At 56.5% G+C, this 14,694-nt stretch carries 12 protein-coding genes and 1 tRNA gene; 11 read left to right on the top strand and 2 right to left on the bottom strand.

Features of this window, described 5'->3' with window-relative positions; all coding sequences use genetic code 11:
* Positions 1–109: 109 nt before the first annotated feature.
* The 10 genes from BGIM_RS0120700 (at position 110) to BGIM_RS51535 (ending at position 9,035) form a co-directional block, all read left to right on the top strand.
* Positions 110–610: an RrF2 family transcriptional regulator gene (locus tag BGIM_RS0120700; RefSeq protein ID WP_020471644.1), complete on the top strand. Its 501-nt coding sequence runs from the start codon at positions 110–112 to the stop codon at positions 608–610.
* A gap of 28 nt (positions 611–638) precedes the next feature.
* Entirely contained in the window at positions 639–1,856 is a 1,218-nt protein-coding gene (locus BGIM_RS0120695) for an IscS subfamily cysteine desulfurase (RefSeq protein WP_020471643.1), read from the top strand.
* A 174-nt stretch (positions 1,857–2,030) separates the two neighbouring features.
* Positions 2,031–2,453 (top strand): Fe-S cluster assembly scaffold IscU, encoded by a 423-nt coding sequence (gene iscU / locus BGIM_RS0120690; RefSeq protein ID WP_020471642.1) that lies wholly within the window; start codon positions 2,031–2,033, stop codon positions 2,451–2,453.
* A gap of 138 nt (positions 2,454–2,591) precedes the next feature.
* Entirely contained in the window at positions 2,592–2,996 is a 405-nt protein-coding gene (locus BGIM_RS0120685) for a HesB/IscA family protein (RefSeq protein WP_020471641.1), read from the top strand.
* A 90-nt stretch (positions 2,997–3,086) separates the two neighbouring features.
* A complete protein-coding gene (gene hscB, locus BGIM_RS57935) occupies positions 3,087–3,599 on the top strand; it encodes a Fe-S protein assembly co-chaperone HscB (RefSeq protein WP_157369280.1) in 513 nt (170 codons plus the stop codon).
* Positions 3,600–3,629: 30 nt separating this feature from the next.
* Positions 3,630–3,701 (top strand) — tRNA-Val (locus BGIM_RS0120675).
* Positions 3,702–4,616: 915 nt separating this feature from the next.
* Positions 4,617–6,914, top strand: a complete 2,298-nt coding sequence (locus BGIM_RS57930) for a response regulator (protein ID WP_020471636.1) — start codon at positions 4,617–4,619, stop codon at positions 6,912–6,914.
* 155 nt (positions 6,915–7,069) lie between these two features.
* Positions 7,070–7,270, top strand: coding sequence for a DUF3309 family protein (locus tag BGIM_RS51540; protein ID WP_020471635.1), 201 nt, complete (start codon positions 7,070–7,072; stop codon positions 7,268–7,270).
* Between the two features lie 303 nt (positions 7,271–7,573).
* The gene (locus BGIM_RS0120650; RefSeq protein WP_020471634.1) at positions 7,574–8,515 is read left to right on the top strand and encodes a DUF1559 domain-containing protein; all 942 of its coding nucleotides are present in this window, start codon (positions 7,574–7,576) and stop codon (positions 8,513–8,515) included.
* Between the two features lie 82 nt (positions 8,516–8,597).
* Positions 8,598–9,035, top strand: coding sequence for a hypothetical protein (locus BGIM_RS51535; RefSeq protein WP_157369279.1), 438 nt, complete (start codon positions 8,598–8,600; stop codon positions 9,033–9,035).
* Positions 9,036–9,053: 18 nt separating this feature from the next.
* Here BGIM_RS51535 and BGIM_RS51530 read toward each other — a convergent pair whose 3' ends face one another.
* Complete coding sequence (locus BGIM_RS51530) at positions 9,054–10,427, bottom strand: S53 family peptidase (RefSeq protein ID WP_052639905.1); 1,374 nt, start codon at positions 10,425–10,427, stop codon at positions 9,054–9,056.
* Positions 10,428–10,862: 435 nt separating this feature from the next.
* The gene (gene mutS, locus BGIM_RS0120635) at positions 10,863–13,361 is read right to left on the bottom strand and encodes a DNA mismatch repair protein MutS (RefSeq protein WP_020471632.1); all 2,499 of its coding nucleotides are present in this window, start codon (positions 13,359–13,361) and stop codon (positions 10,863–10,865) included.
* 299 nt (positions 13,362–13,660) lie between these two features.
* Between mutS and BGIM_RS0120630 the strand changes: the two genes are divergently transcribed.
* Complete coding sequence (locus tag BGIM_RS0120630) at positions 13,661–14,602, top strand: YybH family protein (protein WP_020471631.1); 942 nt, start codon at positions 13,661–13,663, stop codon at positions 14,600–14,602.
* Positions 14,603–14,694 lie beyond the last annotated feature (92 nt).

The raw sequence follows: 14,694 nt of genomic DNA, 5'->3' as shown, positions 1-14,694 counted from the left end.
GTTAATTCGGCACACTCTCTGAAAGAGTACTGTCCGAGTTTGGTATTGTTTCATATAAAGTGCATTAGCTGGATGCACTATTTCATCCGTCTTTGCGGAGGTACGGGCGATGTCCACCCTGTTGAGCAAAAAGACGGACTACGCTTTGTTGATCCTAGCGCACCTCCACGAACATCCGACAGGGGGGAGTGCCCGCGAAATTGCGGATCGCTTCAGCCTTAGCAAAGCGTTTCTGGCGAACATTCTGAAGGAACTTTGCCAGAAGGGCTTCCTCGTCAGCCATCGCGGAGTCAACGGCGGCTATGAATTACGCCGACCGGCCGGCGAGGTGAACCTTGCCGAGATTTTGGAAGCGATGGAAGACGGCCTCGCCCTCACCAGCTGCTCGACGCATCACCCCACGGAATCGGAAGAGTGTTCCGTGATGAACATGTGCCCGATTCGCGGTCCGATGATTGAAATTAACCGCCGGGTGACCGAAGCTCTCCGCAGCGTGAAACTGAGTGAACTGCTGGAGCCGATCATCTCCCGGACCACGACCTTCCAGCCCGTGCTGCCGGTGCTGAACCAATTGAACCACAAGAAGACACTCGAAGAAACGACGGTTTGATCGAGAACCGTTACGGAGCCGGTTTGCCATGCTGAAATTGCCGATTTATATGGACAACAACTCCACGACCCGCACCGATCCGCGAGTGGTGGATGCAATGATCCCGTTTTTCACCGAAAAATTCGGAAACGCCGCCAGCCGAAACCATCCCTTCGGCTGGGAGGCAGACGAGGCCGTTGGCGAAGCCCGCAAGCAGATCGGCAACCTGATCGGCTCCGGCCCCTCCGAAATCATCTTCACCTCCGGGGCCACGGAGGCGATCAACCTCGCCCTCAAGGGCGTAGCCCAGATGTACAAGAAGAAGGGTAATCACATCATTACCCAAGTTACCGAGCACAAGGCCACGCTCGACACCTGCAAGCGTCTGGAAAAAGACGGCTTCCAAGTCACCTATCTGCCGGTGGACAAGTTCGGCCAGGTCTCGGCCGAGCAGATCCGCGAGGCGTTGACGGACAAGACGATTCTCGTCTCCATCATGGCCGCCAACAACGAGATCGGATCGCTCCAGCCGATTAAAGCCATCGGCAAACTGTGCAAGGAAAAGGGCATCCTCTTCCACACGGATGCCGTGCAGGCGGTTGGCAAGATTCCGATCAACGTTGATGAAATGGGCATTGACCTTCTCAGCATGAGCGGCCACAAGATGTATGGCCCCAAAGGCATCGGCGCCCTCTATGTGCGGAAGAAAGACCCCCGCGTCCGGCTCGATCCCCAGATCGACGGCGGCGGCCACGAACGCGGCATGCGTTCCGGCACGCTTCCGGTCCCTCTGATCGTCGGATTGGGCGAAGCGGCCGACATCTGTTACCGGGAAATGGCCGAGGAATCCAAGAAGACCTACCGCTTGCGGGAAAAGCTCCGCAAGGGGATCATGAGTCAACTGCCGGAATCCTACATCAACGGCCACCCCGACGAACGCCTGCCGGGCAACGCGAACATTAGTTTCGCGTATGTCGAGGGCGAGGGGTTGATGATGGGCATCAAGGATGTGGCCGTCTCCTCCGGGTCGGCCTGCACCAGCGCGAGTCTGGAGCCGAGTTATGTCCTCCGGGCCTTGGGCGTCGGTGATGAATTGGCTCACAGTTCAATCCGCTTCGGCATCGGCCGGTTTAACACCGAAGAAGAAGTCGATTACGTGATCGACCTCGTCGTGCGGGAAGTGAATCGCCTCCGGGAAATGTCCCCGTTGTATGAAATGGCCCAAGAGGGCATCGACTTGAAGTCGATCGAGTGGTCAGGGCACTGAGAGGGCTTTGAGCCGTGACTCAAACGAAGAAGGTGAACTTGCTTGGTTTGGATCACGGCTCAAAGCCAACAAGCAAGACATCATTGAGTTGTTTCGTTAAACTTTGAGAAGGAAGAAAGCTGTTTAGCTCACGGCTCATCGCTCATAGCTCACAGCTTTTAGAAGGAGATACCCATGCCATACAGCGACAAGATCCTCGAACATTACAATAACCCTCGCAACGTCGGCAGCTTCACCCAGTCGGACCTGAACGTGGGAACCGGCCTCGTCGGCGCCCCCGAGTGCGGGGACGTGCTGAAACTTCAGATTCTTGTGAATCCCGCCACCGGGATGATCGAAGACGCGAAGTTCAAGACGTTCGGATGTGGTAGCGCGATTGCCTCCAGCAGCTTGGCCACCGAGTGGCTCAAGGGCAAGAGCATTGAGGACGCTCTGGCGATTCGCAACACGCAGATCGTTGAAGAACTGGCCTTGCCGCCGGTGAAGGTTCACTGCTCCGTGCTGGCCGAAGATGCCATCAAGGCGGCCATCAAGAACTTCCAAGACAAGCAGCAAAACACGAACGCCGAAAAGCGTGAACCTGTTGCCGTGGGCTGAGCCTCAAACCGTGAGATGTTGTTTCAAGTTCCCGGTTGGCGATTCTCAAACTTGATGTTGTCCCGTAAAGTACACGGGGTGGATTGAAACCAGGAACGCACTGATCATTACCCTGACCAATTAACCGGAGACGAAAACATGTCCGCTGGAGTGATGGAACAAACCGAACTGACCGTGAAGAGCATCCCGTCGGCCCCGGTCTTCCCGATCAGCCTGACGGAAAAGGCGGCCGAAGAAGTCGCCCGTCACGTCGCTGAACAAAAGGCGGCCGGCGTGGCCGAAGAGTTCTACCTGCGGGTCAGCGTCCAAGGGGGCGGTTGCAGCGGCTTCAAGGACAAGCTCGACCTCGACGTGAACTACAACGAAAAGACCGACCTCATCAGCGAACAGCACGGCGTCAAGGTCGTCGTTGACAAGAAGAGTGCCCTGTACATCGCCGGGACGACGGTGGACTTCCACTCTGATCTGAACGCCCGCGGCTTCCGCCTCATCAACCCGAACGCCAAAAAGCAGTGCGGTTGCGGCAGCTCGTACTCGATGTAAGTGAGAGGAATTCCAAGTTCCATGTTTCATGTTCCAAGTTGAAAACCCATTTCGGGCAATTGGAATAACTTGGAACTTGGAACTTGGAACTTGGAACTTGTTCTGATGGATCATTTCGCCCGCCTCGGCCTTCCGAGGCGTTTTTCCGTTGACGCCGCCACTCTTGAGCGGGCGTATCTGGCCCGTTCGCGGGAACTCCACCCTGACCGCCATCAACTGGCCAGCACGGCCGAGCAATCGGCCAGTGTGGAACTGTCGGCCGCCCTCAACGAGGCCTATCAAACGCTGCGTGATCCCTTCAAGCGATCCGAATACTTGCTCTCCCTCGCCGGCGGGCCAACAGCCAGTGAAGCGAGGGACATACCCGCCGATTTCTTGGACGAGATGCTCGACCTCCGGATGGAGATCGGAGCCTTGAAACCGGAAACCCCCGCCGCCGAGGCGATGGAAAAACAACTCACCACCCGCCGGGACACAATGCTGGAGCAAGTCGGCCAGATTTTGGACACTTCCGACAGCCCGGCCTGCCTGAAACAAGCACGCCGGCAACTCAATGCCGTGAAATACGTCGCGAACCTCCTCCGTGACCTGCGTGCTCTGTAGACTGTGGATGCCGGGTTTGGATAATTTGCCGGTCGCTTAGCTCAGTGGTAGAGCGGCTTCTTTACACGGAGCGGGTCACGGGTTCAAATCCTGTAGCGACCATTTCCTAAAACACCCATAATTCTCATAGCCGAACACATTTTTGTTACCTTCCCCGCGCGGGGTAGTACGGCTTGCAAAACCGTAGTTTTCGGTAGTGCCACCGAACCGGAGCAACCGCACCATATCTCGGAAGAAAATCCCGACCCTCAAAAGGCACAAAGGTTCCGGGCAAGGAATTGTCACGCTGGGAAGAACGTTTATTGTGGCGCATGGTCTGAATCCAACCTTAAAGTCCCGCCGCCTGGAGTCAAAAATCGGTATCGTCTGGCTGTGAGCGAATGACTCGCCAGTAGCTTCTCGCCGCTCGGCAACAAGAAGACCGCCATCCTTTCCAACAGACCAAAGTGGCGCCCCGGCCTGCCCAGCAAATGGGCAGTGGCCCGGCCAATGTCGGAAGAGGCACCGGTGATTACGATGATTTGCTCTTCAAGCGGCCGAGACATGGGTGACTCCAGAGTAATGATCGCGTCCCGATGATTGGAGAGGCAAACTCCGCACCGGCCTTCATCTTAAAGCTGCACCAGCGTTTTTTGGATGATCGAGAACATCAACGCATCATTCAACTGATTCGAATTAAAAAGAATTTATTTTAATTATTTTTCTTTTATATTTTAGTTTTTGTGAAGAATCTGTGCTTGTCGCAAGTGCCTGCTCCCTGACGGGAAAAGACTAATTTTCTTTCTCGGAACTTGGTGGTTTGCGAGGTATACTCATCCTCAAATCCACTGGCGCTCGAAAAATATGGTTGAATATCCAATTGAACCAAACATTTTCAGATTCTTCCGACACCGCCCATCCGCAATAACGAATACCATGTCATTCGGGCCAAAGTAAGTTTCGCGGGTATCCCCGATCGTGGGAGAAAGTATTTCCCCAAACCGAATTGATTTCTCTTGCGACGGAGAAAGCAGCCCCATGAAATCGATGCCTCCGGAATCAAAGCCACTCGTTCTTGTTGTCGATGACAATGACGATGCCCGAACCTCTCTTTCCTTTCTCTTGCGACTTCAAAATTATTTGGTGGAGGAGGCCGGAACCGCCCGTGAAGCAATCCAACTGGCCGGGCATCGCACTGATCTGATTGTTCTGGATGTGATCCTCCCCGATCAAAATGGCAACGAAGTGTGCCGTCAGTTGAAGGCCGACCCGGCCACGTCCACCACGCCAGTGTTGATGTTATCCGGACAGGCGGTGGAGGATGAGGATCGGATCGCCGGGTTGGAGGGAGGGGCCGACGTTTACCTCACCAAGCCCGTGGAACCGGCAATCCTGCTCGCCCAAGTCAAAGCTCTTTTGCGGATACGCCGGGTGGAGAAGGATCTGGCGGAACGAGAGGAACGCTTTCGCTTGCTGGCCAAGGCAACCGGGGATGCGGTGTGGGATTGGGACATGCGAACCGACCATATTTGGTGGGGGGAAGGCCTTCAACCGCTGTCCGGCTTTGACCCGGAAGACAAGACTTTTGAAATCGGATGGTGGGCCGATCATTTGCATCCGGATGACCGTCCCCGAGTCTTGGCTGAACTCAACCGGGCCTTGGCGGGCGGGCAAAATTACGCGACCGAATATCGGTTCCGTCGCCGGGATGGTTCGTTTGCCCATGTCGGCTCCCGTGGCTATGTGCTCCGGGATGATGACGACCGGCCGACCCGGATGATCGGGGCGATGCAGGACTTCACCGAACGGCGGAAAGCGGCCATTGAGCGGGACAAGTTGCTGGCGAGATTGCAACTTCACATTGAGCGGATGCCCCTGGCGTATGTCCTGCTGGCCCCGGACTTTCGCATTATCGACTGGAATCCCGCCGCGCAACGCATTTTCGGGTACGACAAGGCCGAGGCCCTGCAAATGGGATCGGCCTTTGATCGATTGGTTCCGCCGTCAACGCGAGCCGAGGTGGAGGCGGCCCTCAACCGGGTGGCGGCCGGCGACATGCCCGGTCATGTCCTGAATGAGAATTTGACCCGCGACGGCCGGACGATCACCTGCGAATGGCACAATACCGCTCTGATGACCGGGGATGGACAATTCGGGGGTATTTTCTGCCTGGCCCAAGACGTGACTGACCGCATTCATCTTGAAGAACAATTGCGACAGGCCCAAAAAATGGAGGCTGTCGGCCGGCTGGCCGGCGGCATCGCCCATGATTTCAACAACTTGCTGACCATCATCAACGGCTACAGCGATTTGCTCTTGCAATCACTGGCCGCCGAAGATCCGACTCGGGAAATCGTGGGGGAAATCCGACTGGCCGGGGAACGTTCCGCCGGCCTTACCCGGCAGTTGCTCGCGTTTGGCCGAAAGCAGGTGATTGCGCCAAAAGTCTTGGATCTGAACATGATCATCCGGGACACGCAACGGATTCTGCGTCGGGGCATCAGCGAAGACATCCGATTGATCACCCGTCTGAGCGACGAACCCGCCACGGTTCGGGCTGACTCGGTGCAACTCGAACAAGTGCTTATGAACCTTGTGGTCAATGCCCGCGATGCCAGTCCGCGGGGTGGGACGGTGACCATCGAGACGGGTTTTGTCGAAAACGAAATCAGGGATTCGTCCCATCCCGCCGGACGTTACGTCATCCTTTCCGTGTCGGACAACGGCACGGGAATGTCCGAAGAGGTCCAGGCCCGGTTGTTTGAACCGTTTTTCACCACCAAGGAAGTCGGAAAGGGAACGGGATTGGGGTTGGCGGTTGTTCACGGCATTGTCACCCAAAGCGATGGACGCATCTTCGTGGACAGTGAATCCGGCCGGGGCACCACCATCCGGATTCATTTGCCGTGGGCCGGTCAGGCGGCCTCGACCGTGAAGAAACAACCGGAGATCCGTTCCGTGTCTTTGGGAAATGAAACCGTTCTCTTGGTGGAGGATGAAAAAGCGGTTCGGGAAATGGCCCGGAAACAACTCCAAGACGCGGGATACTTGGTCTTGTCGGCGAGAAACGGCGAGGAAGCTCTCAAAGTCGCCGCGGAACACCCCGGATCGATCAACCTGCTGGCGACCGATGTGGTCATGCCCGGCATGGGCGGAAGAGATCTGGCCGAACGGTTGATCGTTGAGAGGCCCGACATCCGAGTGTTGTACATGAGCGGGCACACCGAGGATGAGGTGGTCAGGCACGGCGTGAAGTCGAACATGTTGAACTTCCTCCAAAAGCCGTTTTCTCCGGAAGATCTGGCCCGAAAGATTCGGGAAACGCTCGATCAATGACGCAATGATCGGACGATCAATGTCATTCGCTCCATTTCGGTAATCACCAATCATTTTGGTTGAAAATCAATTCCCGCCGGATTCCGGCATCCAGATTGCACCTTGATTAGTGGTCAACGTCTCGTTTGATCCAAGTGCCTTCTGGAGAATTCATCATGGGAACCATCCTATTAATTGTGTTGATTGTGCTTCTTCTTGGCAGTCTTCCGGCCTATCCGCATTCACGCGGTTGGGGATATCGCCCTTCGGGATTGCTGTCGCTGCTGGTGGTGATTTTGGTTGTGTTGTTAATCATGGGTATTTTCCCTTGGGGATGGGGGCCAACCACCGTGTCCGGTCCCGTTGTCGTTCCCTGACTGGAAAAGCTCGTGAGTTGAAACAACGAAGACCGGCTTCGATTGTGCATGGGCGGGCTGACACCGGGAACGGAACAGCCCGTCCTCTTTCTTCGGATCACCACAGGGAAATCACCAGAGTGGCGAATGGCAAAAGCACGATGTTCGTAACATCGTGCTTTTATGATTGACATCCTATTTCTCGTCGATTACATTTATTTCACCTCTTCACGAAGCCCCCGGTGGAACGTCTTTCCACAACCGGATTAGCCCTCTTTATTTGTTGATTTTTATATTTCCTTATTTGTGCTGATGGGGTGACACATGTATCAGTCTGTCTTGCGCCGTCGCGCCTTTACATTGATTGAACTGTTGGTGGTGATCGCCATCATCGCCATTCTCATCGGGTTGTTGCTGCCGGCGGTTCAAAAGATCCGCGAAGCGGCCAACCGCATGAAATGCTCGAACAATCTGAAACAGATTGGCCTCGCCCTTCAAAACCATCACGACACTTATGGATCATTGCCGCAGGGCGCCCAGTGGCCGGGCGGGTCGTTGTATGCCAACCCGCGACAAAGCTACCGGGTTTATCTGTATCCGTTTTTGGAACAGGATAATCTTTACAAGAAATTCGATTTCACCCTCGGCGGGATCATGTGGTATGCCAACAATAACTCGCTCCCGGCGGGCGCCCCCACCTCGGTCGTGGTGTCAACCCTCGTATGCCCCAGCGACAATGGCATGACCACCATGACGATTTCCGGCGGCGGAACCTATTCGCTTTCAAACTATCTGGCCTTCTTTCCGGGAAGTAATCTTTCCACGATCCTGTCCCCCGCCAGCGCCAACAAAACGGCCTTGGGCGTCAACTATGGCGCCCGTTACTCGGACATCACGGATGGCCTGAGCAACACGATGATCTTCGGGGAGTATGTCCGCTCGATGGGGGCATCGAATGATTTTCGCGGCCACACATGGGGCGATCAACCCGGCTATGGTTTCATTTTCGCGGCTAGTTCTCCGAACACCACGGCGAACGATTTCCTATATCCGGGGTATTGCGTCAGCCTGCCAAACAATAATCGGCCGTGCAGCGATGGCAATGGCTCGACAACAGACACGGCCGCCTCCCGGAGCATGCACACCGGCGGGGTGAACGTCGGCTTGGGTGACGGTTCTGTGCGGTTTGTGAAAAACACAATTCTGATCGCCACTTGGCAAGCGCTGGCGACCATTTCCGGCGGCGAAGTCTTGGGCGACATTTAAGCAGGCAGCATTGATGTGCTTCGTCATTGCCCGGCCGGGAGCGCGACCGGTCTGGTTGAATCATTCATTTTTGGAGTTGTTCATGCGATCATGTCGATCCGGTCGGATGCGCGTCTTGCTGATGGCCGTCTTCGCGGGGTTTGCGTTTTCGGGTTGCGGCAAGGAGGGGCCGCCGACGGCCGAGGTGAGCGGTGTGGTCATGCTCGATGGCGTGCCGGTTCCCGAGGGAAGCATCACCTTTACGCCCGTCGAAGGGACTCTCGGGGCGACCGCCGGGGGCGTCATCAAGAATGGCAAATATCAGATTTCAGCCGACAAGGGGCCGGGCATCGGGAAGAACAAAGTCAGCATCAATTACCCGAAGGAAACCGGAAAGCGGGTTCCCGATGCGTCCAGTCCCGGCAAAGACCGGACCGAGGTGACAGAAGCCATCCCGGCCAAATACAACTCAGCCAGCACTTTGGTTCATCCGATCACGACCGGGAAAAACACTCTTGATTTCGATTTGAAAAGCAAGTGATTCCCCGGCCAGGTCAAATTACCACCAATATCGGCCGGTGTGGCCTCCTCCAAAGCCGGACGGACCTGCCGAGATATGCAGATTGCCATAGGCATCCCACCAGATGTACCACACCGGCTGGGAACTTACCGGAGATGGCGTAGGCGTGGTGGACACCGGCGGAGTCGGATCGGTTGTCACTGGTGGCGTCGGTGTCGTTGTCACCGGATCGGTGGGAGTGGTGGTCACCGGTGGCGTCACGGAAACCGGCGTAGTGGTGGTCGTTCCAGTGGTTCCGTTGGCCAGATCGTTCACCAGAAGGTTTGCGATCGGCGAACCCAAACCGGTGACGTGATCGTAACCGGGCCCGGCCGAGTAGCCGTTATACCCGGTGGTAATGTCGTGGAAGTCTGTTGAGGGGAGTTTGTAAATCGCGTCGGTGACATTGCTAATCGCCGCGAGGCCATTATCGGCCCGTTGTTGATTGACCAATGCAAGCAACCCGGCCCATTGCGGCGAACCGGCGCTGGTTCCGCCGACCACCATCCAACCGGCGCGCCCGGTGGAATCGGCGACGCTGTCGTAAACGGCGAATCCGCTGTTCGGGTCGGCATCATAGGCGACATCCGGCACGCCTCGCCCGACGGGTGAGGATGTCGAACGGGGATCAGCCAGATACTCGCTGTAGCCGCCACCGCTGCCAGACCACCCTGTTTCTGTTGAATAATTGCCGGATGAATCCAAAGTCAGCTTGGTTCCGCCCACCGCCAGAACATTCGGCGAAGAGGCCGGCCATTCGGCACCGTCGGCCGCTCCGTCGTCGCCGGCCGCCGCCACGAAAGACACCGGCGTGTGTCCGGCCGGTGTGGTGAACAAATCCTCTTGGGCGGCCTCGTTGGCGAACTCGCTCCCGCCCCAACTCATGGAGACGACGGAAACACCGGCCTGTTGTCTCGCATAGTCCACGGCGGCGATGAGATCATTCGTCGAGGCCGATTGGGCTTCGACCAGCAGAATGTTTGCTTTGGGAGCGACGGCATGCGCCCACTCCACATCCAAGGCTGTTTCCCCGGACCACCCGGCATCGACGGTAGTTCCCGGCACATCGGCCTTGTTGAACGATGGGGGAGCCGCCAAGCCAAAGGCTTGGTCGAATGTCGCCAGATCGGAGGCAATGTTCGGATCGTCGTAGGCCACCACGATGGCAATCGTCTGGCCGGCTCCATCATCCTTGAGTTGATCGAATCCGTAGGCTTTGCGCATCTCGGCCGGAGTCAGTCCGCCGTCCGGGCCGCTTGTGGAGGCTTGGGCTTGGAGATTTAAATGCACCGCCGAGCCAACGCTTGGTTGGTCGCGGGCTTCTAGAGTTTCAAAACAGAGACGACGGGTGCGAAGGGATTTCCGGGAGAGCATCAACGTGCCTCGGGAGAAGCCGACGTTACCCAAAGAAGATGAGGGGAGGCTCTTCGGGTCTGTCAATACCAACTATATCCAGCCGGTCAAACGCATGAAACCACCATTAGGGCACTCGTGACGGATTTGTAATCCCAATGCGATTGGTGTTGTCCGATCATAGCCAGAAATAGTTCTTTGCGGTTTGGAATCGTCAGAACAGGCATTTGTCATGAGACAAATTTTGATTGCTCAATCCGAGGCTTGACCAGTGCATTTTGTGAGCCAATTCAAAATCTGATATGTGAAAATTAATGAAAGTTGTTTGAGTCTCTATTAACATCATCTGTTAGAAATAATTAATGAGAATTTAGAAGGCTTTTGTGAGGCCTTCGGACTTGTGCTGGTAGCCAGTCGGGAGCCTGTGTCCGGCACGCGACACAAGAAACCTGCGACTCATCCTTCTTCCATTCCAAACAGTGACGGCCCGGCATCCGGCTTCAGTTTTTTCTTCCGGGGTTTCTCCGGGGGGCCGACGATAATCCGGCGAGTTTCCGGAAGTTGATGGCGGGTTTCCAGCACGGTCAGCACTTCGTTGGCCCGTTTCAACACCCCCTCGGGGATGCCGGCCAGTTTGGCAACGTGGACGCCATAACTTCGTCGGGCGCTGCCGGGGGCGATCTTGTGCAGGAAGACCACGTCGTTGTCCAGTTCCCGCACTTGCACGTGATGATTTCGCAGGCAATCCAGCGATTCGGCCAGTTGGGCGAGTTCGTGGTAATGCGTGGCGAACATCGACCGGCAGCCGACCGTGTCGTGCAGATTTTCCGTGATGGCCCACGCCAGCGAGACGCCGTCATAGGTGCTGGTTCCCCGGCCGAGTTCGTCGAGGATCACCACGCTGCGGGGGGTCGCATTATTCAGAATGTTCGCGGCCTCTGTCATCTCCACCATGAAGGTGCTGAGACCGCGTGAGAGTTCGTCGCTGGCGCCAACGCGAGTGAAGATACGATCCGCCAGCCCCACCTTGGCCGATTGCGCGGGGACAAAACTGCCGAGGTGGGCGAGCAGAGCGATCAACGCGGTTTGCTTGATGAGGACGGATTTTCCCGCCATGTTTGGCCCGGTGATGAGCCAGAATCGGCCGGTGTCCGGTCCCAATAAAACATCGTTGGGAACAAACGTCCCGGCGGGAAGCGTTTGATCGAGAACCGGATGCCGACCTTCGCGGATTTCGAGGATTGGTTCCGTGACAAGCTGCGGCCGAACATAGCGACGGGAAGAAGCGAGTTCCGCCAGCGAACACAAAAAGTCGAGCATCGCCAGCACTTCGGCCGTGTTCAAAATGCGATGTGTTTGGGCGGCCACCTGTTCGCGGATGCGGGCGAAGAGTTCGACCTCCAACCCGAGGGCGCGGTCTTGGGCAGTTAGAACCTTTTCCTCGTATTCCTTCAATTGCGGCGTGATGTATCGTTCGGCATTTTTAAGGGTCTGCCGCCGTTGGTAGTCGGCCGGAATCTTGCCGACATGGGCGTGCGTGACTTCGATGTAATAGCCGTGAACTTGGTTGTAGCCGACCTTCAAACTCGGAATGTTCGTCCGCAACACTTCGTCGGCCTGATACTTCGCCAGCCAGTCTTTTCCTTCGCGGGAGAGTCGGCGAAGTTCATCAAGATCGGCATGAAAACCCTCGCGGATCACCCCGCCATCTTTGGGGTTATAAGGCGGATCATCAGCCAGTGAGGAATCCAGCAGTTCACGCAAGTCAGGGCAGAGTTCCAATCGTTGTTCGAGTTCGTTGAGGAGTTTCGCCTTGCGACTGGTGACCTTCGCCTTGATGGCCGGGAGCATCCGCAATGCCCGGCCGACGCCAACGAGATCCTTTGGGGAGGCCCGGCCGGTGCTGACTCGTGTGGTGAGTCGTTGCATGTCCGGGATGGCCCCGAGCAAATCCCGCAAGGATTGTCGGGTATGGTTGTCTGTCAGCAATTCCTCAACGGCATCAAGCCGGGCATTGATCGCGGGAATCTCCCCGAGCGGCGAGAGAATCGCATCGTGCAGGGTGCGCGCTCCCATTGCGGTGACCGTGCGATCCATTACGCCGAGCAGACTGCCATCCCGTTGGTTGTCCCGCAAAGTGCGTGTCAATTCCAGGCTTCGCCGGGTGACTTCATCAAGGGCCAGCAATCGGTCGGCGTGGTATGGCTTGAGTTGCCGCACGTGGGCGAGAGACGCCTTCAATGTTTCTTGAAGGTAGATGACCAACGCTCCGGCGGCGACAAGGGCGGGTTGTTCATCCCGGAAGCCGAAGCCCCCGGCGGTGATGACTTGCAAGTGCTTGAAGAGAATGCCCTTCGCCGTGTCGGGGTCAAAGTTCCAATCGGGCCGGCCGGTGAGGGTGCGACCCAGCAAAGCCGAGATGCTTTCGGGAACACTGCCGAGGGAGCCATCCGGCCACAGGCACTCGGCCGGGTTCAGACGGGTGAGTTCATCGGGAAGCCGGTTGACGGGAATGTCCGTGGCGAAGAATTCACCGGTGGTGGCCTCCACCCAAGCGACGCCGAAACAGTTTTTTCCGGGGACCAATGCGACCAGCAGGTTGGGCCGGCCCGGCTCCAGCATTTCGTCTTCGGTCACCGTGCCGGGTGTGATGACGCGGGTGATATCCCGTTTGACCAGTCCCTTGGCGAGGGCGGCATCTTCCACCTGATCGCACACCGCCACGCGATGCCCGGCTTGTAAGAGTTTCCGGAGGTAAATATCGACGGATTTCGCGGGAACTCCCGCCATCGGAATGTTGTTGTCCCGGCTGGTGAGGGTGAGGCCAAGGACTTTGGAGATGAGTTCCGCATCCTCCTCGAACGTCTCGAAAAAATCCCCCATACGGAAAAGCAGAAGCATGCCGGGATACCGCGATTTGGCCTCGTGGTATTGCTGCATCATCGGCGTGGACATGGCGGCGGCTTCTCCGGCTGGTCTACCTCAAACTGCCAGTGTACCCGACACCCGGATGATTGCCATGTTGGAAAAGCCCGGCGAAATCTCCCTGAAACCTTGCAGGCGGTGGAATGTGAATTTTCCACACGACCGTCCCGACACGAAAAACTCGATCAGAATTGAAGGCAAGTCAAGGGGTTTGTGATTACTTTTAAGATTGTTTTTCAGTTGTTCCACATTTCATCATTTGCATCGTGATCCCGGCGGATGACCGATCTATTAATAGGCCGGGTTATCTCTTCTCCCGGAGTTACATCATGTTGCGTCGTCTGGCGATTTTTGCGGTGATCGCGGGTGTGTTGTTCAGCGGGGGATACGCCCTCACTCAAACAACCCTGCGGCCCCTGCAAGATTCTTCTGCTCCCAAAGCTCAGCAAGACCTTCCCGTGCGGGAAGCATTGAAAACTTACGGCGAAGCCTTCAATAAAGGCGATCTTCAAACTGTTCTGGGTCTTTGGACTGAAGACGCCGAACTGTTTGATGAAGACGGCAAGGTTCAAAATCGAGCCGCTATTTCTGAAAGCCTGAAAGCGGTATGCAAGCCGAATGGCGGCAACAAATTGTCTGTCGCGGTCAAGAACGTCAAAATCGTTGGCGGGTCAGTGGCTCTGTTGCTTGGCACGGCCGAACTGACCTCGGCCGAAGGCACGGAAACCAACACGTTCGAGGCGGTGATGGTTTTGAATGCCGACACCAAAAAGTGGCAGTTCAGCCGGGTGCGGGATCTGCCCCCCGACGAACCCTTTTCCGAGTATGCCCTTTCTAATGAGCAACTGAAGCCATTGGAATGGCTGATCGGCGATTGGAGCAGCAAAGAAGGGGACCAAATCCAAACCCTGAGCGCCAAATGGACGAAGAACCGGGCGTACATCATGGTCGAGCAGACCGTCAAGTTCAAGGACACGGAGATTCTCGGCACCACCATGATGATCGGTTACGATCCGGTGGCCGACCAACTTCATTCATGGGTGTTCGATTCGCTTGGCGGTCGCGGGGAAGCCGACTGGACCCGCGATGGAAACAGTTGGAATGTGGATGCTGTCGGGGTGACGGCGGACGGGTCCGAATCTTCTTCGGCTCCCGCATGGAAATTCGTGGATGAAAAGACCTTTGAATGGTCATCCACGAAGCGTCAGTTGAACGGCCAGCCCCGGCCGGACATCAAGCTGACGTATCACAAAACCCCGGTCGCCAAGTAATCACCAACCGGAGAAACATCATGAAAAAGAATCCCCTCTTCTTGACGGGTGCCTTGATATTTGCCGTGGCAGCTGTCCCTGTTTTAGCGGCG

The sequence above is a fragment of the Zavarzinella formosa DSM 19928 genome (assembly GCF_000255705.1).
In the GTDB taxonomy this organism is placed as follows: Bacteria; Planctomycetota; Planctomycetia; order Gemmatales; family Gemmataceae; genus Zavarzinella; species Zavarzinella formosa.
The sequence above is the reverse complement of the archived record's forward strand: the minus strand, read 5'-3'. Positions and strand labels throughout refer to the sequence as shown.